Source organism: Nostoc sp. ChiQUE02, assembly GCF_034531305.2.
In the GTDB taxonomy this organism is placed as follows: Bacteria; Cyanobacteriota; Cyanobacteriia; order Cyanobacteriales; family Nostocaceae; genus Nostoc.
In genome coordinates, this window is record NZ_JAVRBN020000001.1 from 293,518 (window position 1) to 312,205 (window position 18,688).

Consider the following 18,688-nt stretch of genomic DNA (forward strand, 5'->3'; position numbering starts at 1 on the left):
TAAAAACAATTTTTAAGTAGCATTACTTATTGACAAATGTGTTATATCTTTAATTGATTGCAACCTCATTTGACGAATTGTTAATGGGTAACAACTTTTTTACCATTATCAATTACGAAGTTATACTTTCCACTACAACTTAGTAACAATGTAAGAGTTTGATTCTGTGGACAACCCGACCGTGGGAAAATCAAAATACCGAGACTAGAAGTTAGAGAGGAAAACCCTATAATATGCACCTGAGCGAAATCACCCATCCTAATCAGTTGCACGGTTTATCTGTTCGCCAACTGCAACAGATTGCCCGTCAGATTCGAGATAAGCATCTCCAAACGGTAGCAGTTAATGGTGGACACTTGGGGCCAGGGTTGGGTGTTGTCGAATTAACACTAGGACTTTACCAGACACTGGACTTAGATCGGGATAAAGTCATTTGGGATGTAGGACACCAAGCTTATCCCCACAAACTGCTTACAGGACGCTACGATCGCTTCCACACCCTCAGACAAAAAGACGGAGTTGCAGGTTATCTCAAACTCTGTGAAAACAAGTTTGACCACTTTGGGGCTGGACATGCTTCTACAAGTATTTCAGCAGCATTGGGCATGGCTTTAGCGCGAGACTTGAAAGGAGAAAAATTTAAAGCCGTTGCTGTTATTGGCGATGGAGCACTGACTGGGGGTATGGCTTTAGAAGCCATCAACCACGCCGGACACATGCCGAAAACGAACCTGTTGGTTGTTCTCAACGACAACGACATGTCCATATCTCGCAATGTCGGCGCGATTCCCCGCTATCTCAACAAAATGCGCCTCAGCCAACCGGTACAATTTATTAAAGATAATCTTGAGGAACAATTTAAGCAAATTCCCTTCGTGGGTGAATCTCTGTCTCCCGAACTCGGACGCATCAAAGAAGGTATGAAACGCTTGGCTGTTCCCAAGGTAGGGGCAGTTTTTGAAGAACTCGGCTTTACCTACATTGGGCCAGTGGATGGGCATAATCTCGAAGAATTGATTGCCACCTTCCAACAGGCACATCAGATACCAGGCCCAGTTTTGGTACATGTCGCAACAGTCAAAGGCAAAGGTTATGAAATTGCCGAACTAGATCAAGTTGGCTATCACGCCCAAAGCCCCTTCAATGTAGCAACTGGCAAAGCTATTCCTTCCAACAAACCCAAACCTCCGGCTTATGCCAAAGTCTTTTCTCACACTCTGGTGAAACTTGCCGAACAAAATCCGAAAATCGTTGGGATTACTGCGGCTATGGCAACGGGGACAGGCTTAGATAAACTTCAAGCAAAACTGCCCAATCAATATGTTGATGTCGGCATTGCTGAACAACACGCAATCACACTAGCAGCAGGACTTGCAACTCAAGGGATGCGCCCTGTAGCTGCCATTTATTCTACCTTCTTGCAACGCGCTTATGACCAGATAATTCATGATGTCTGCATCCAAAACTTGCCAGTATTCTTCTGCTTAGATCGGGCAGGAATTGTTGGCTCTGATGGCCCCACCCACCAGGGTATGTATGACATCGCTTATCTGCGTTGCATTCCCAACATAGTAATCATGGCACCCAAAGATGAAGCAGAATTGCAACGTATGGTAGTAACTGGCGTTAACCATACCAGTGGCCCCATCGCTATGCGTTACCCTCGTGGCAATGGCTACGGCGTCCCCCTGATGGAAGAAGGTTGGGAACCTTTGGAAATCGGCAAAGGCGAAATTCTCCGTACAGGCGATGACGTGTTAATCGTCGCCTATGGCACAATGGTCTATCCAGGAATGCAAGCAGCTGAAATTCTCAGCGAACACGGCATTGAAGCAACTGTAATTAATGCCCGTTTCGTTAAGCCTTTGGATACCGAATTGATTTTGCCTTTGGCTAAGAAAATCGGCCGCGTCATTACCTTAGAGGAAGGCTGTATTATGGGTGGCTTTGGTTCTGCGATCGCAGAAGCCTTAATGGATGCAGATATTCTAGTTCCTGTCAAGCGATTCGGTGTACCAGATGTATTGGTAGATCATGCTGAACCCAATGAATCTAAGACAGAATTAGGTCTAACTAGCCATCAAATAGCAGAGAGAGTGTTGCAAGCTTTCTTTAAGCAGCAAGTATCTGCTGTGGTTTAGTTAATTCTTTGTAGATGAATCGCCCACACCTGAGTCACGAGTGTGGGCGATCGCTACATCAAATTTAGGAAAACTTTCCTACTTAACTACCTTCACCAATCGCAATAAAATTAAAAGCAGACTTTTCTTTCGTAACTGCCAGTTCTGGAAAACCTGCACCTGATTGTTGCTTAATTCCCAAATCCCAGATATTAACTTGAGCCTTGCTTGGGGTTATATCCCAATACGCTTGGGTTAAAAGTTATTGGTGTAGATGATTGGTCTTTAAAGACGCGATAAATCGCGTCTCTACATCCCCTTGTCCACTTTGTTTTGTTCCGTCTTCAGCAACTGTTCCGTAAATAATTTTTTGCGTCATTTTTTTACCTTTCTCTACTCTAGTTTGCATCAACTCACCAAACTTGCGTTTGGCGACGGTCGAGTTCTCCTCAAGGCTAGTTAAAGCCACTTGAAGTCAAGCCTTGCAATCACAGCATTTTGTCATTGCTTGAAAAGTCAGGCAGTTGGTTCCTGATATTTAACTCCTCGTTTTTGATGACGGTCATTAGCAACGATAGGATAAACAATACTGCGTAACCGATTGATCGCACCGACAGGACGATGCACTGCTAGACCATTCCCAGGAGAAAAACTGAGATTTTCCCCAAAGTCATTTTCTTTGGCAGAATTAACCTTCTGATGCTTAACTGTTAGGCGACCAACTGTAATGAAGGGTGATTCTTCTTCATTCCAAACAATAGTGGTATCATCAATAGACATTTCTGGGCTAGTTTGAAATTGAATTTGAAAGTCCCAACTATATTCAGCATCAGGCTTTGCTAAAGCTTGAATGATATCCTCTCGGTAGTAGTTGTCCTCTGTACCTGATGCTTTGGCAAGCTTAAGCTCACTTTCTGGTCTCGACTCAAGAGGAAGTTGTTGATGAGGTATTTGACTAGAAATCGGAGTAAATCCATATTTAATCACAGCCGGATATTCCACAGGAACTCGACCTGGTTGAGATGGATCAAAACCAGATTTGAGTCCTACAGAAAATGCTGAAGCACTCCAATAGCGTTCTTTAAGTAAACTCTTGGGAAAACGTTTGAAACTAGTTTGTAAAAGAGTGGATTCGTAGGGATGCAACTTTAGCCAAAAAAGTACCAACAGCTTAAAAAGCGGAAACAGCCCTGCTCGATAAACTGCCACAAAAAAACTGTGGAAGTCTTTGATAGTTCTAACAAAAAAGAATTCGGTATTGTGGGTAATAATATCTTGGGTTTTTAACTCGTGACTTTGCGGTAGTCGTTCTCCTTCTACGCCTATCACTTTTACGGCCATGGAGCGCGTATCTCCTTCATAATCATTCTTTACTGAAAACGCACCATTGGCAAATCGTAGCCAAACTGGATATTGTTTCGGTGTAGCAAATAAACCTTGTTTGAGGGAAATGCTAGAAAGTTCAGTTTCAGATAATGAGGTGCGTTTGCTCAATTCCTGCTTAATTGCTGCTTCATCAAAGTCAAAGATTTCTAGAGTTCCTTGAACAGCAGCGTGGGTTTTAGAATGCGTATCTCTCTTTGCAGTTTTTTTCTTCTCACCTCCGTAAAGATTTTCCATGTTCTTTTTGACTAACTCACTCATGAGATCGCAATATTTGAGTTCGTCTTTTTCTGGGTATTCGGTAAATAATTTCATTTTTTTAAGTACGATTAACTAATCAATTGAGTTTATTTTTCGCTGCGTAACTTCGACATACTTCGACTGCGCTCAGTACAAGAAGCTCAGTTGCCACCGTAGGCATCGTTTGTTTGCAGTTATTGTCTATTCAGCTTCGAGTGACAGAGTGAGAAAAGTATTATTAAAAGCGATCGCTCCACCATCCAAGACGCTACACATAGCAAGCTTTAAGAGTAGAGCAATCGCACTAAAAGCCAATGTTTATTGAAGGTCAAAACTAACTTTGTACTTTCTGTCTGTGGAAGGAACGTTGCGATTAACTAAATCGGAGACAGTGTTGGTATTTTGAATAATTTCCCAACCCACAGGAGAAAAAGTCTCTTTATTGAAGATATTGGGTGATAGTAAAGGATTAGTTAGCGCCTGAGAAAAGGCATCAATGCCAATTAAGCGTGCTACTAATGGAGGGATAGTTGAATTTTTCCGCCCATCCTCAGCGTAAAGTCCCACAAAGAACTCAATATTATCAACATGACCATATAATTCTTTGAGTTTCTCTTGAGCAAATTCATCGCCGGTAACTTGCTCAAAGGTCGTGACTCTGGGGAAACCACACATTTCTCGATAATCGTTGTAACTTGCTAATTGCAAACGCCTTCCTAGTCGGATTGAAGGTAATTCAGTTAACTCAACCAATATATCCGGGGTGTTAAATAAACCAATTTTTGTACCTGGTTGGGAGCAAGTTTCCTCCATCAATGCACCTAAACCTCGATCAATAAACATCTTATTGTTCCAGAGAGATGCAGCAATAGGGGTTGGTTTGCCGTTATAGGTAAAGGTTTCCGGAATTGCACTATGCCAGCGATAAACGAAATCAAACTCAATTGCCATCCAATTAGGACGATGCCAACTTTCTTTAGTAAAAGCTTCAGGATCGGCAAACAACTTAAAGTGATAGGGAGTTATGTGGTTAATGTACTCTTCCATAATGATTTTGAGAATAATCGCCATGAGAATATTTCTCGCGGTTTGGAAGAGGCGTTCGTCATCCCAATTTGGGTAATTGCTTGCTAATACATCACAAAGCCGATTATGTTCTCTAATACATAGAGTATTGAGCATTACGTAGCCAATTTGTACATTTGCTCGTTCTACTCCCATCGCAAACATATATTGCTTTTTATCTACAGACTGTCTTTTTTCATCATTAAGGGGTTCATAAAGACCGTCAAATTCAGGTTTAACTTTACCCTCTGCTGCATCAGCATAATAAAACAAGGGATATTCTTCTTTTATACCATCTTGGCGTTGGAGTTTCTGAGTTTTGAATTTACCTCCTTCAAACCTTCTTAAAAGATGTGTTTGTTTTCTGCTTAAACCATAAACATTACACAAATCAATCTCATGATTTGAAGTATTTTTTAATTTATTATAGTGATCGATGCGGAGAAAACTATCAGTAAACCACTGCACCCAATAGGGAAACAGCATAGTTGATTTGCTAGAATAAATAGTTTTACTATCTCTTTTACGGAATAAAATAGCTAGGTCTTCAAGTTTTGGTAAATTGCCCTCAGCGTTTAACTTGGGATCGGGTGGTAGATGTCGTCCTGTATAACTGCGATCGTTGAGTGATTCCCAGGAAGTATAAGTATCAGTTTTCTTAGGAATTCTCGTATCAGGAATATGCTCATCTAGAGTCATCATACTGTAGGGATTAGGACGAGTAGGAATTTTAGAGATGAGACTGTTAAGGAGGGCTTTGTTAACTTTGCGTGCTAGAAATTTGTTGCTTTGGATTAATTTCCAAACTCCTTTAAAGTTCGTTAAAACTAATGTCTGAAGTTTGTTATCTAACCCATCTTTGGATGTGTCTCTTTTTGTAGTCATAATTGTTTTTACCTGCTTTTTCTTAATTCTGTATTCAATGCACCCTAAATTTCTCTGCTGCGATTACCCAAAATCATGCAACTTATTTCAGTTTGGAAATAATCTTTTGTAGATTCTTGGGTCGATAGTCCTTGCGAGTTTTCAAACGGTAAATCGTGCTTTCATGAAGGTCTTCAATGACATCGCTGACCTCACGAAACTTGATTCCTGCCAATTTAAAGAATCCAACATTGTTCTTAAAGTCGCATTCATAATTGGGGTTAATACCTGTCGGAATCACACTTGTATCAAAGTCAAGCCCCAATTTCATGTCACCGATGGAATCAATCATCCACTGTAAGGCAGCATCTGATAACCCACTATTTTCTTCGGTTCCACCACCAACGCAGCCGTGGCCACCTGGAAACCATTTTTGAATTACCCGCTGGTTTTCAGCTTCAGGATGCTTTTTCATGGGAGTGACATCAAAGACTTCGCGGATTTCGTCGATCGCGATCGCGTGCAATGCATTCTGAACGCATTTGTTTAAAGTAGTGTCATGGAATCTGTACCGCTGATTCAGCTGTTCGTGCAACTTGCTGAAAACGGGTAGTCCAGGAATACCAAGGGCACCAACGGTGTCAAAGCAACCAAGCAAGGCGATCGGGACGCGATCGCCGAAACGTTGACGGTAGTCCACAGCTATCTTATCTTTGGGTTTAACACCCCGGTCACGGTAAAGCTCGTAAGCTTGATGTGCTTTGGTGACATGGGGACGGTCTAAAAGACCGGAGCAATAGATCATCCCCGCTAGACTTCTAACTGTGTAAGCACCGCGACTGAAACCGAACATATAGATTTCGTCACCAGGAACATAGTTGAGGCTAAGAAATCGGTAGCCATCTTCTATATTTCTATCGATTCCTAGTCCGGTAGCTCCCCCTAAAACCTTTTGACCCTCGGTTCCAACGCCCTCGTCATAAAATACGATCTGTGTAACCCCGTCACTGGCAATCGGTTTCACGGATTGAGCTAACTTAACTACATTGCTTGGATAAAGACTCGTTAACTGTTGCCAAGTTCCATCACAGCAAATCACAAGACGTTTCATACTTCTATTTCAAAGCCTTTGAGTAATTAAATTAACTTTTTATTAAAATGCTTTAGCAAAAATTGCTTAAATTAACATCGACATCCTCGCATTTTCATAATGAGAATGCAAGGACAGTTAAGACAGTTAAGGAGGAAATTAATTAAATATCAAGGTACAAGAATATTTTATTAAGGCGATCGCAACGTCAACTGAAGAGAATTTAAGGCGAATGCCAGAAAATAATTAGGAAAGCGATCGCAACATCACTAGTAAGTAGGCGGGAAAATTAATCGTTATGTAACGAAAAGTGAAGCATAACGATTGTAGTTAAATTTAACACATTGTGTATTGTGATCTCCTCTTTTTCCTTTAGCTTGAACAACATCAATTACGGCATAGATAAGTTCTCGCTCATCGTCAAAATTTTCCCTGCCACTTCATCTTTTTTAAAGTGTTGTCATTCCAATTCAATTGGGTATTCTTCTCCTGTCGGAGACGCTATGTGAACGGGAGGCAAGCTACATTTGGGAGCAATATTTTGGTAAAAAGAAGATATAGATAACAAAAATTTCTTTTATTAAATACTTAAGTAAGGCTATGATATTTCTGACCAATCTGTTGCGCCAGTTAAGTATTTGATGCCCATCTACTAACTACCTTTTTTTATGACACCTTCCACAAACCAGGTTTATCCCGTTATTTGGCACAATGACTCAGTGTCACTAATTGACCAAACTCGCTTACCCAACGAATATACATTTGTGGAAATTCATCGCAGTGAAGATATGGCGCGGGCGATTAAAACCATGATTGTGCGAGGTGCGCCTGCAATTGGTGTGGCTGCGGCTTATGGAATGTATCTTGGTGCCAGGGAAATTGAAACTAGCGATCGCACCGAATTTTTGCAACACTTAGATAAAGTAGCCCAGTTGTTGCGTTCTACTCGTCCAACAGCGGTAAATTTATTTTGGGCAATCAGCCGGATGCTGAAAGCTGCCTACGAAACGCTGGGAACAGTAGAAGACATTAAGCAAACCCTTTTCCAAACAGCCCAGGCAATCAACGCTGAAGATTTGCAAACCTGTCAAGCGATCGGCGACAATGGTTTGGCAGTTTTACCCACTACCCCAGAAAAGCTGACGCTGCTTACCCACTGTAATGCTGGGGCACTAGCTACTGCTGGATATGGCACAGCCTTGGGTGTTGTCCGTTCCGCTTGGAGGGAAGGACGTTTAGAACGTTTATTTGCCGACGAAACCCGTCCCCGTTTGCAAGGCGCAAAACTCACCACTTGGGAATGTGTTCAAGAAGGTATTCCAGTTACATTAATTACTGATAATATGGCAGCCCATTGCATGAAACAGGGTTTGATTCATGCTGTAGTTGTGGGTGCCGATCGCATTGCTGCTAACGGCGACACTGCCAATAAAATTGGTACATATAGTGTAGCGATCGCAGCTAAAGCACATAATATCCCCTTCTTTGTAGCTGCACCCCTTTCCACCGTTGATTTTGAATTAGCCGATGGCAGCAAAATTCCCATTGAAGAACGCGAACCAACAGAAATCTATCAAGTTGGTGATACTATTCTCACACCTGCGGGTGTAGATTTTTACAACCCAGCTTTTGATGTCACCCCGGCAGAGTTGATTACAGCAATCATTACAGAGAATGGAGCGATCGCACCTGATAAATTAGCGAAATCGCAGTTACAGCAATTACCGATTGGGTTAAATCCAAATTAATGGAGAACTTGCGCCGAGTTCTCGATCGCTCTAAATCCGAATAACGGAAACTTTATAGGGGATTGCCCCAAAAAAATCTCCGACTTTTTATAAAAGCCGGGGACTTTGTTTTTTGACTAGTTTTAAATCTGACGCAATACGGTTCGGTTAAGGCAAGAGACGCGATAAATCGCCGTCTCTACAAAGGACTGATTCTTGTAAAGACGGCGATTTATTGCGTCTTTGCGATCTAGGGCGTGTCATCAAAAAACCTTATCCGAACCGTATTGAAATCTGACGGATCAAGATTTATCAGCAATTTTGTCAATAATTTTATCTAAACTTCATATTTTGACTAAATTCAATAAGCAAAATCCGCAATTACTTTCTCAAAATAAGCTTTGACTTTCTCAAACCCCAGTTTGCTTTCTCATTTTGGTGTTTTCCGCAAGTAAAAGAAGCTTTTGCTTTCTCAAACCCCAGTTTGCTTTCTCATTTTGGTGTTTTCCGCAAGTAAAAGAAGCTTTTGCTTTCTCAAACCCCAGTTTACTTTCTCATTTCGGTGTTTTCCGCAAGTAAAAGAAGCTTTTGCTTTCTCAAAATAAGCTTTGACTTACTCAAACCCCAGTTCGCTTTCTGATTTTGGTGTTTTTTGCAAATAAAATGCCATTTCGCTTTTGTAAAATGGTTGATTTATCAGAGGATGTCTGAGAAGTATTAAATATTTGTTGATCCCCCCTAACCCCCCTTAAAAAGCGTGTATACACAAGTCAAATTACCCCCCTTAATCCCCCCTTATAAAGGGGGGAAACAAGAAATCCAGTTCCCTCCCCTTTACAAGGGGAGGGTTAGGGTGGGGTAATTCGACTTGTGACTAATTAACCCTAATAGAATTAACCAAAATGTTGAATAATTGCCTCAGCAAATTCAGAACATTTTAAGGGTTCAACTGGCGGTTCTAGCAACCGAGCTAAATCGTAGGTGACTTGACTACTTGCGATCGCCTCGCTTAAACCTTTCTTAACTAGGTCTGCGGCTTCTTGCCAACCCATAAATTCCAGCATCATCACACCAGACAAAATCACTGAACCAGGATTAATCCGATCTAAGCCGGCGTGTTTGGGTGCGGTGCCGTGGGTAGCTTCAAATATGGCACTTGAATCACCAATATTTGCCCCTGGTCCCATTCCTAATCCCCCAACAATGGCGGCGGCGGCATCAGACAAGTAATCGCCGTTCAAGTTCATCGTCGCCAGAATCGAATACTCATCCGGTCTGGTTTGGATTTGTTGAAAAATACTGTCAGCAATCCGGTCATTCACCAAAACTTTCTCTTTCCATTTACCATCGCCGTGGCTTGCCCAAATTGTGTTAAGAACAGTTTCAACTTCCTTGACAACTTGCGCTTTCTTGTCTGGAGTGAGATTATCAAACCCAGGTTCAATCTGGCGGGCGTTTTCTTCCAAGGAAATATTCGGATTTTTTTCCTTGTTACTCAAAATCCAAGATTCCTGTTCAGTGACGGTTTCTTGGCGAAATTCGCTGGTTGCTAGTTCATAACCCCAATCACGGAAAGCGCCTTCGGTGTACTTCATGATGTTGCCCTTATGCACCAAAGTCACTTGTTGCTTGTTTTTGGGCAATAGCAAAGCGTGTTTGATAGCACGTCTGACTAGGCGCTGGGAACCAGTTTTGCTGATGGGTTTGATGCCAATACCAGAATCAAGAGGGATGCGTTTTTTCCCATGTTCTGGGGTGGCGGGGATTAGTTCTTCATTGAGAATTTTAATTAAGCGATCGCCGATTTCGCTACCTTGTCGCCACTCAATGCCTAAATAAATATCTTCCGTATTCTCCCGATAAACAATTACATCCAGCTTTTCGGGATTTTTGTGGGGTGAGGGCGTACCTGCATAGTAACGGCAAGGACGCACGCAGGCATACAAGTCAAAAATTTGCCGCAGCGCTACATTTAAAGAACGAATTCCCCCCCCAATGGGAGTAGTCAAAGGCCCTTTAATAGCTACACCATATTCTTCAATTGCAGTCAGAGTGTCTTGAGGTAAATACTGATAAGTACCGTATAAATCGCAAGCTTCATCCCCAGCGTAAACCTTAAACCAACTAATTTGACGCTGACCCTTGTATGCTTTGGCTACCGCAGCATCTAGTACTTTTTGGGTAGCAGGCCAGATGTCTATACCTGTACCATCGCCACGAATAAAGGGGATAATTGGATTGTCCGGTACGATTGGTTCACCATTTTTGAAGGTGATTTTTGCTCCGGTTGCGGGGGGGGTAATCTTTTCGTACATCGTTCACACACTCCTAATCGATACGCTGCTATTCAAAAAAACCTTATGTGGCAGGCTTGTATATTTTGCTATGTCTTTTGTTCACCAAGCCATAAGGCGCAGATTTTCCCCCTATTCCCCTTGTACATTATTTGGGGATTAAGTGTGGGATTCAGTGAAGCGATCGCAATTTTGTACGATCAAAAATAGTAAACTACTTTTCGCTATCAGTGCTTCGCCTTGGAGAATGCCCGATAGCTTACCGCTCTTTCACTGACCGCTAAAACGAGAATGGCATGACAGACCCAATGATTTTATCAGGCCCTGCAAATGACATCGACTCCCTCCGACGACCGTTAATCGCTGGGTCTGAAAAAGTCCAACAACAGATAATCCCACAATTAGCTGAGTTGGGTAATGAGGGATTAGACGTGTTGATGGAATTTTTACTGAAACGACGTGAGAACCCAGCGACTTGGGTTGATGGCAAAGCTTACCAAGTCCTCTATAACTCTGACGCACCTCAAGTCAAAGAATTTTTGCGCTCCTGTTTTCCTGAGGGAATTGTACCTCTAAAATCAGAGTGCGGGATTAACTACAATTCTTTGCAACAGCTACTAGCTGTTCAAGACTTCCAAGCAGCCGATCGCGTCACCATCGAAAAAATGTGTGAACTATCAGGGCCAACGGCTGTACAACGAAAATGGTTGTACTTTACTGAGGTAGAAAATACCTCGGCTGTTGACTTGCAAACCATTAACAACCTCTGGTTAGTCCACTCAGAAGGTAAATTTGGCTTTTCAGTGCAGCGAGAAATCTGGTTAAGTTTAGGTAAAAACTGGGAGAATTTCTGGCCGAAAATTGGCTGGAAAGCAGGTAATAATTGGACGCGATACCCTAACGAGTTTACCTGGGATTTAAGTGCGCCTAAAGGTCACTTACCGCTCTCTAATCAACTTCGAGGGGTACGAGTCTTTGCTTCTTTACTTTCTCACCCTGCTTGGTCGAAGAATCCAGAAAAATGATTTTGAGCCTACGTATAAATAAATTATGATCAATCCCAGCAACCGAGAATTCTACGTCATCATTGAACGGGATGAAGATGGCTACTATGTTGGAGAAGTCCCTCAGCTAAAAGCCTGCTACAGTCAGGGAGAAACAATTGATGAATTGATGGCTAATATCAAACAAGTAATGGAACTTTGTTTAGAGGATGTCTGAGAAGTCAAAAACGTCATGCTGTAGTGTGCGATTGGAGTATGACTTAAAGAGCTTAAAAGTCAGAAAGTTCGGCCCTGAACGAAAGAGCTTTGGTAAGACAACAATTCGTTTAGAACCTGATGTTGCACAGGTTTTTCCCAATGCCGATGCCGTGAATGAGGCTCTAAGATTTCTGATTAGAGTTGTGCAGGACAACCAAGTTTTTGCACTTACAAAGCAGCCTCACAGTTCCTCAAAAGGGGCAAATAAAAGCCCCTAGTACTGAGTTGGAGGTTACTTAGCGCAGCTCCCAAACTGAAAATATCAAATTAGATAATGGCAAACGTTCGTCTAGAAGATATTAAGCGTAGATTCAATAATGTCACCGCTATTGAGGATATTACCTTTGAAATTCCTGATGGCGAGTTTTGGGTTTTAGTTGGGCCATCGGGTTGTGGTAAGTCGACAATTTTGCGAACGATCGCTGGTTTAGAAACCGCTACATCTGGCAAACTCTATATTGGCGATCGCTTGGTGAATAATATCCCAGCCAGACAACGCGATGTAGCGATGGTATTCCAAAACTACGCTCTCTATCCTCACATGAGCGTGGCGGAAAATATCGGCTTTGGGTTGCAAATGCGGAAGGTTGACCGGAAAATCATTCAAGAACGGGTGATGAATGTGGCGCGATCGCTTTCTCTGGATCACTTGCTGGATCGTAAACCCAAACAACTTTCTGGGGGACAGCAACAACGAGTAGCATTAGGGAGAGCGATCGCTCGTGAACCACAAGTATTTTTACTTGATGAACCTTTATCTAATTTAGATGCCCAATTGCGTGATGATACAAGGGCAGAATTGAAACAGTTACATCAAGAATTAGGCATTACAACAATTTATGTCACCCACGATCAAGTTGAAGCGATGACTTTGGCTGATAAAATTGTCGTGCTAAATCGAGGGCGGATTCAACAAATTGGCGATCCCCAAACTATTTATGCAAGTCCTGCTAATCGGATGGTGGCAGCTTTTTTAGGCAGTCCACCAATGAATATTTTGCCTGCAATCTATGAAAATAACGGTTTTGATGTGAGTGGACAGTTATTAGCAATTCCAGCAGTTGTGAAAGAAAAAATACACTTGCGTCAAGGACACAGTTTTGATTTGGGGGTTCGCCCAGAGCATATAAAAATCAATACTGATTCAGAACTAAGTACTCAAAACTCAGGATTGTTATCTGTTGAAGTTAAAGTTGTGGAACCTTTGGGAAGGGAAACTTTGATTCGTGCTGGTTTACCTGGTTCGGCGGTGGTGTTGAATATTCAGGTGGGTGGGGATGTACGTCCACGTCCAGGCGATCGCCTTTCTCTACAACTCGATTTAAATCAGTTGTTTATATTTGATCCTAAAACTGGGGACAGAATCTTATAAAGAGTTTCTTAAACTACTAGAAATAATCGCAAATTACCAATTTTTTGTAGCCAGAATCTAAGAAAATAAAAACTGCAATAGATACTTAATCGATTCGCTGCAAAAACTTATATGACTATTAATCGACGCAATTTCTTGTTTTTACTCACAGCGAGTGCGGGTGCTTTTGCATTAGATGCTTGTGCATCGGCAGAGAAATCTCTTCAGGGAAACACTGCAACTCCGGACACAACACCAAATACAACACAAAATACATCACCAAATGCAATACCAAATATAACAGGGGCTATCCAACTACCCCCTTTAGCTTACGCCTACGAAGCCCTAGAACCACACATCGATGCCAAAACGATGCAATTTCACCACGATAAACACCATGCAACTTATGTGAAAAACCTGAATGCAGCGTTAGCCAAACACCCAGAACTCAAAGGCAAAAGTGTTGAAGAACTGTTGCGAAAACTTGACACCGTACCACAAGATATTCGCAAAACAGTACGCAATAATGGCGGTGGTCATGTGAACCACTCAATGTTCTGGCAAATTATGAAGCCAAAAGGTGGGGGAGAACCAACAGGAAATATAGCCTCCGCAATTAATCAAAATTTTGGCTCTTTTGCAGCTTTCAAAAAACAGTTTAACGAAGCTGGTGCTGGTCGTTTTGGTAGTGGTTGGGTTTGGCTAGTGCATAACAAAGGTGGCAAGTTGGAAGTGACAACCACAGCTAACCAAGATAGTCCCTTAAGTACAGGTAAATATCCCATCTTGGGTAATGACGTATGGGAACATGCATATTATCTCAATTACCAGAATCGCCGCGCCGATTATTTAGATGCTTGGTGGAACGTGGTTAATTGGGATGAGATTAACAAGCGGTTTGTAGCAGCAACCAAATTTGTCTAAGCCAAGACAAAAATTTAAAGTTATAGGCACTTATGAACTGGCAACAGAAACAATATTCTGTTGCCAGTTTTGTAATGCGAGTCTTGCTACCTAAAAGCAGGTAACTCTACTAAGCTTTGTGAGTGGCTGTAGCTTTCTTTCGCGTCATCCACAAACCCATACCAATAGCAACTACTGAACTACCCATAGTAAAGGGTTCAGGAACTGCAACAGGACTTGCAACAGGCCCTGTGACTGTGCCAGTATAATTAATACCACTACCACTATTTAGAACGGAGAAACTTACTGAACCCGGTGTTGTGGATGAACTGATTACAGAAAAGTCCAATCCAGTAAATGGATTTCCTGTCAAGGTATTCGCCGTTGCATTCTTAAGTGACAATAGAACATTATTGGCATCGAAAAAGAGTACATTCAGAAATGATGAATTTACATTTACTCCAGTTACACCTTCCAAGTCTGAGAGGGTAATGCTACTAAATTTGTTGAGCTTTTCCGTGGGTGTGCCAGTGGCAAGTACATTGTAATTGTATGTACCTCCCGATTGACTAAGAAAATTGACACTTGCTGCTTGTGCAGGTTTAGCACTTACAGCCGCTAAAGAAAGAGCTACGCCAGCAGCAGCAATGCTCAGATTTTTGGCTAATTTCATCCGCAAATTCTCCGAATAGGTAAAGTTTATTAGTCTCAGTACAAGCTCGCAACTGAGATAATTTCAATATATTGCCTGTAACCTTTAATTGGAGGCAAAAAAGGTACTTTCGACTAAATCTTCAAGTTTATATGGTTCTTTATAAAGATAATTAAGGAATAAATATTACGAGCAAAGATGGCTGGAGTCACCAAAGTAAAAATAGTTGAATCAGTTGACCAATTGCATGAACTGTTGAGAAAACAAAAAACAGCATCAAGCCTGGAACGTATTCAAGCTTTGTATTTACTGAAAATAGGGTAAGTAAAAACAGTACAGGATGTAGCTGTGGTGTTGGGAAGAGGAAGGGTAACGGTACAAAGATGGTTAAAGACTTATACAGAGTCAGGAATAACGAGTCTGTTGTCAACAAAAAAGAGTCAAGGGCGATCGCCAATTATTTAATCTTCGGCAAGAGAGCAACTAGATAGAGAACTCCAACAGCCAATATCTTCAAGTACCAGAAAATATCATTTTGCTGTTTCAACCACCACATACACCACAAGTTAATCCTATAGAACGCTTTTGGCAAGAAATTAAAATGTCTTTGAGTTGGGAATCCTTTCACTCTTTAGACGAGTTGAGAGAATTTGTATGGCAACGTCTTGAAACATTCAACACATCAATTGTTGCTTCTATTACAGGTTGGGGTTTTATTTTGGATGCTTTATTTGTATCAGGCTTTTCGTGAATTGGTATAAAGAGTCAAAATATAAACTTATCCTGATTCTCCGAACTTCTAACTCCCCAATAAGCAGGCGTATTGCATCCAACTGAGAACCGCTTTAATCACCAAGGTTAATTTGAGAATCCTATAAATAACCAATGATAATCGTCAGGATGTAAGGGGAGCCAATCTGAGGTGATGCTATCAAATAACAAGAATTCTCCTAACAAGGGGAATCTACCGCTACGCTTAGTGCTTGTGCTTCCTTTCGTTTTGCAAATCTTCGCCGCAGTAGGACTGACGGGCTATTTATCTCTTCGCAACGGACAACAAGCAGTAAATGATTTAGCCAATCGATTGCAACGTGAAGTAAGCGATCGCATTGACCAGCATTTAGATAGTTACCTGAATACAGGTCGTCACCTAGCTGAAATTAATGGCGGTGCGATGGATATGGGATTACTTGACCCAGACAATCCACAGCAACTTGGGCAGTTTTTCTGGAAGCAACTCCAACTACATAATATTGGCTATATTGGTTTTTGCTTGCAGACAGGAGATTTTGCAGGTTCCGGACGCTTCTTTGACGATGGTCGGGTTACAGTCGATGAAGTTTCCCGCAAGCGCAATGGCAACCAACATTGGTATATCTACAACACAGATAAACTAGGGAATCGGGCTAACCTGGCCACCGATAATGGTCGTTACATTGCTAAACAAGAAGCTTGGTGTGAGGAACCAGCAAAGACAGGCAAATCGATGTGGACGCTTTATCAATGGCAATCGCCACCTTATACGCTATCCGTGTCTGCTAATCGCCCAGTCTATGACAAAAACAAGAATTTGATTGGTGTTATTGGAGTTGACCAGCGACTCACGCAGATTAGTGATTTTCTTCAGCACTTAAAAGTCAGTCCATCTGGGAAAACTTTTATTTTGGAACGTAATGGATTGTTAATTGCAAGTTCCAACAAAGAACAACCTTTTACACTTGTTAATGGCAAAGCTAAACGGCTTCAAGGCTCTGACAGTAAAGATTCACTGATTCAAGCTACTGCAAAATATTTAACTGAGCGTTTTAAGAATTTGTCAACCATCAAAGGCAATCAGTCGCTGGAATTTAGACTCAATGGCCAGCGCCAGTTTGTTCAGGTGGCACCTTGGCGGGATGAATGGGGTTTAGATTGGCTGGTGGTTGTGGCGGTTCCAGAATCAGATTTTATGGGGCAAATTAACGCCAACACGCGCACAACAATTTTGTTATGTCTGGGTGCATTAACATTAGCAACTATTTTAGGCTTCTACACCTCTCGTTGGATTGCCCGTCCTATTTTGCGCTTGAGTCAAGCATCAGAATCGATTGCAGCAGGTGAGTTAAATCAACAGGTAGAAATACCGTCAGTAAATGAATTGGGTAGATTGGCGCAGTCCTTCAACCGCATGGCGCAGCAGTTACGGGACTCTTTCACCACTATTGAGCAAACCAATCAACAATTAGCTAAAACTAACGAAGAATTAGAAAGTCGGGTAGAAGAACGCACCCACGAGTTAAAGGAAGCGAAACTTACCGCCGATGCTGCCAATCATGCCAAGAGCGATTTTCTCGCAAACATGAGCCATGAACTGCGGACACCGCTCAACGGAATTTTAGGATATGCCCAAATTCTTGCCCGGACTGCATCTGACGAAAAACAACAGCGTGGCATCGATATTATCTATCAATGTGGTTCGCATTTACTGACTTTAATTAACGATATTCTCGACTTATCTAAAATCGAAGCTCGCAAACTAGAACTACAGCTGGTTCCATTTTATCTACCTGCGTTTCTACAAAGTGTTGTGGAAATCTGCCGCATTAAAGCCGAACAAAAGGGTATTGAGTTTATTTATCAGCCGCCGGAGAATCCAGCAATGGGCGTTGTTGCTGACGAGAAGCGTTTACGACAAGTTCTGATTAACTTGCTGGGAAATGCCATTAAGTTTACCGAAAAAGGCAGTGTCACTTTTAAGGTGGAAGTGCTGTTAGGGGATATAACTAATCTTCGCTTCCAAATTCAGGATACAGGCATCGGCATAAGTCCCCAGCAATTAGAGAAAATTTTCCTCCCCTTTGAGCAAGTCGGGGATAGCAAACGCCAAAGTGAAGGAACGGGATTAGGACTTGCTATCAGCCAGCGATTTGTTGAATTGATGGCTAGTCAAATACAGGTTGAAAGCCAATTAGGGGTTGGTAGTAAGTTTTTCTTTAATATTGACTGTGCGATCGCAACTGATTGGGTACAAGCAAATTCCGTAACATCATCTGGGAGAATTGTCGGATATTCTGGCGTTGGCGCAACCTCTGTGAAAGAGAATCGCAAAAAAATCCTGATTGTCGATGACCGTTGGGAAAATCGGTCAGTAATTGTCAATCTTTTGGAACCCCTTGGTTTTGAAGTTATCGAAGCCAACAACGGACAAGAGGGTTTAGAAAAAATTACAAGCGATCGTCCCGATGCGATCATTTGTGATTTAGCTATGCCCGTAATGGATGGCTGGGAAATGCTCAAACAATTGCGTCAATCCGAAACTTTACGTGATGCCATTGTGATTGTCTCTTCTGCCAGCGTGTTTGAGATTGACCGCCAAAAGAGTTTAGATGCTGGTGGTAACGATTTCTTGGCAAAACCCGTGCAAGCAGATGAACTTTATGCTGCATTAGCTAAGCAATTACAACTAGATTGGATATATACAGATATTAAATTAAAATCTCAAGTTAATACAATAGCAAGCCCCATAACCATTATAATTCCACCTATTTCTGATTTAAAGGTATTATTTGAACATGTGGAAACTGGGTATTTTAGAGGTATCCGAGAAGAGTTGGATCAACTAGCTCAATTAGATGAGCAGTTTCAACCCTTTATTCAAGAACTCAGGGAATTGGTTAAAGGCTTCAATATTCAGACAGTTCGTCATTTTCTGCAAGAGTCGATAAACCAATCTCAAGAATCAACAAAGATTTAGGTAG

At 41.8% G+C, this 18,688-nt stretch carries 15 protein-coding genes; 9 read left to right on the forward strand and 6 right to left on the reverse strand.

Features of this window, described 5'->3' with window-relative positions:
- The first annotated feature begins 233 nt into the window (after nucleotides 1–233).
- Nucleotides 234–2,141, forward strand: a complete 1,908-nt coding sequence (dxs, locus tag RM347_RS01325) for a 1-deoxy-D-xylulose-5-phosphate synthase (protein ID WP_322722283.1) — start codon at nucleotides 234–236, stop codon at nucleotides 2,139–2,141.
- 241 nt (nucleotides 2,142–2,382) lie between these two features.
- Here dxs and RM347_RS01330 read toward each other — a convergent pair whose 3' ends face one another.
- The 4 genes from RM347_RS01330 to RM347_RS01345 all read right to left on the reverse strand — a co-directional run bounded on the left by RM347_RS01330 (nucleotide 2,383) and on the right by RM347_RS01345 (nucleotide 6,783).
- Nucleotides 2,383–2,589 (reverse strand): hypothetical protein, encoded by a 207-nt coding sequence (locus RM347_RS01330; protein ID WP_322722285.1) that lies wholly within the window; start codon nucleotides 2,587–2,589, stop codon nucleotides 2,383–2,385.
- Nucleotides 2,590–2,636: 47 nt separating this feature from the next.
- A complete protein-coding gene (locus RM347_RS01335; RefSeq protein WP_322722286.1) occupies nucleotides 2,637–3,818 on the reverse strand; it encodes a catalase in 1,182 nt (393 codons plus the stop codon).
- Nucleotides 3,819–4,061: 243 nt separating this feature from the next.
- Nucleotides 4,062–5,693 (reverse strand): peroxidase family protein, encoded by a 1,632-nt coding sequence (locus RM347_RS01340; RefSeq protein ID WP_322722287.1) that lies wholly within the window; start codon nucleotides 5,691–5,693, stop codon nucleotides 4,062–4,064.
- An 82-nt stretch (nucleotides 5,694–5,775) separates the two neighbouring features.
- The gene (locus RM347_RS01345; protein WP_322722288.1) at nucleotides 5,776–6,783 is read right to left on the reverse strand and encodes a DUF2235 domain-containing protein; all 1,008 of its coding nucleotides are present in this window, start codon (nucleotides 6,781–6,783) and stop codon (nucleotides 5,776–5,778) included.
- 647 nt (nucleotides 6,784–7,430) lie between these two features.
- Here RM347_RS01345 and mtnA point away from each other — a divergent pair.
- The gene (mtnA, locus tag RM347_RS01350) at nucleotides 7,431–8,510 is read left to right on the forward strand and encodes an S-methyl-5-thioribose-1-phosphate isomerase (RefSeq protein ID WP_322722289.1); all 1,080 of its coding nucleotides are present in this window, start codon (nucleotides 7,431–7,433) and stop codon (nucleotides 8,508–8,510) included.
- A gap of 872 nt (nucleotides 8,511–9,382) precedes the next feature.
- Here the strand turns inward: mtnA and RM347_RS01355 are convergent.
- Nucleotides 9,383–10,804, reverse strand: a complete 1,422-nt coding sequence (locus RM347_RS01355; RefSeq protein ID WP_322722290.1) for an NADP-dependent isocitrate dehydrogenase — start codon at nucleotides 10,802–10,804, stop codon at nucleotides 9,383–9,385.
- 275 nt (nucleotides 10,805–11,079) lie between these two features.
- Here RM347_RS01355 and RM347_RS01360 point away from each other — a divergent pair, with 275 nt between their 5' ends.
- From RM347_RS01360 to RM347_RS01375, 4 genes are all read left to right on the forward strand, one after another.
- Entirely contained in the window at nucleotides 11,080–11,808 is a 729-nt protein-coding gene (locus RM347_RS01360) for a GUN4 domain-containing protein (protein ID WP_322722291.1), read from the forward strand.
- Nucleotides 11,809–11,833: 25 nt separating this feature from the next.
- Complete coding sequence (locus RM347_RS01365; RefSeq protein ID WP_322722292.1) at nucleotides 11,834–12,004, forward strand: type II toxin-antitoxin system HicB family antitoxin; 171 nt, start codon at nucleotides 11,834–11,836, stop codon at nucleotides 12,002–12,004.
- 315 nt (nucleotides 12,005–12,319) lie between these two features.
- The gene (locus RM347_RS01370) at nucleotides 12,320–13,417 is read left to right on the forward strand and encodes an ABC transporter ATP-binding protein (protein ID WP_322722293.1); all 1,098 of its coding nucleotides are present in this window, start codon (nucleotides 12,320–12,322) and stop codon (nucleotides 13,415–13,417) included.
- Nucleotides 13,418–13,528: 111 nt separating this feature from the next.
- Complete coding sequence (locus RM347_RS01375; RefSeq protein ID WP_322722295.1) at nucleotides 13,529–14,320, forward strand: superoxide dismutase; 792 nt, start codon at nucleotides 13,529–13,531, stop codon at nucleotides 14,318–14,320.
- Nucleotides 14,321–14,429: 109 nt separating this feature from the next.
- Here RM347_RS01375 and RM347_RS01380 read toward each other — a convergent pair whose 3' ends face one another.
- Nucleotides 14,430–14,972, reverse strand: coding sequence for a hypothetical protein (locus tag RM347_RS01380; RefSeq protein ID WP_322722296.1), 543 nt, complete (start codon nucleotides 14,970–14,972; stop codon nucleotides 14,430–14,432).
- A 330-nt stretch (nucleotides 14,973–15,302) separates the two neighbouring features.
- Here RM347_RS01380 and RM347_RS01385 point away from each other — a divergent pair, with 330 nt between their 5' ends.
- The 3 genes from RM347_RS01385 (at nucleotide 15,303) to RM347_RS01395 (ending at nucleotide 18,684) form a co-directional block, all read left to right on the forward strand.
- Complete coding sequence (locus RM347_RS01385; protein WP_416211952.1) at nucleotides 15,303–15,416, forward strand: helix-turn-helix domain-containing protein; 114 nt, start codon at nucleotides 15,303–15,305, stop codon at nucleotides 15,414–15,416.
- A 70-nt stretch (nucleotides 15,417–15,486) separates the two neighbouring features.
- Nucleotides 15,487–15,702, forward strand: coding sequence for a hypothetical protein (locus tag RM347_RS01390; RefSeq protein ID WP_322722298.1), 216 nt, complete (start codon nucleotides 15,487–15,489; stop codon nucleotides 15,700–15,702).
- A gap of 174 nt (nucleotides 15,703–15,876) precedes the next feature.
- The gene (locus RM347_RS01395; RefSeq protein WP_322722299.1) at nucleotides 15,877–18,684 is read left to right on the forward strand and encodes a hybrid sensor histidine kinase/response regulator; all 2,808 of its coding nucleotides are present in this window, start codon (nucleotides 15,877–15,879) and stop codon (nucleotides 18,682–18,684) included.
- Nucleotides 18,685–18,688 lie beyond the last annotated feature (4 nt).